A 434-nucleotide genomic window follows, 5' to 3' on the forward strand; every position below is an offset into this window, starting at 1 on the left:
GCGTCACCATGCCGGCAAGCTGGCTCGACGCCGTGGTCGGATCCGGCAATGTCAGCCGGCTGGCGCTGCCGGTCATCATCCCGGTGACCGAGTTCCGCGACATCTATGGCGTGGCGCTGAGCAACATGATCGCCGGCGCCGATCCGGCGGAGGAGCTGAAGAAGGCCACCGAGCAGTTCCAGCCGGTCCTCGACCGGAGCGAGCAAGGCTGATGTCCGCCACCACCCCAGAACGGGCCGGGGTGACGATGGAAGCCATGGAAGGGAGCCAGACGGTGCGTCTGGCTCCCAACTACTGGCCCTTCGTCCTGCCGGCGCTCGTCGTCGTCGGCGCGGTGATCGTCTTTCCCTGGGCCTTCACGCTGTGGATGAGCGTCAACAGCTGGACGCTCGGCCAGTCGCGCAGCTTTGCCGGCATGGAAAACTATCTCCGCC

The 434-nt window shown here is 66.6% G+C and carries 2 pseudogenes; both read left to right on the plus strand.

The annotated features are described in order from the left end of the window. Positions 1 to 212 (plus strand): annotated as a pseudogene (locus EN742_RS37410) (sugar ABC transporter substrate-binding protein); the annotation flags it as partial. A 47-nt stretch (positions 213 to 259) separates the two neighbouring features. Further along, positions 260 to 434: pseudogene (locus tag EN742_RS37415) on the plus strand (sugar ABC transporter permease); the annotation flags it as partial.

Source organism: Mesorhizobium sp. M4A.F.Ca.ET.020.02.1.1, from assembly GCF_004022645.1.
GTDB lineage: Bacteria > Pseudomonadota > Alphaproteobacteria > Rhizobiales > Rhizobiaceae > Mesorhizobium.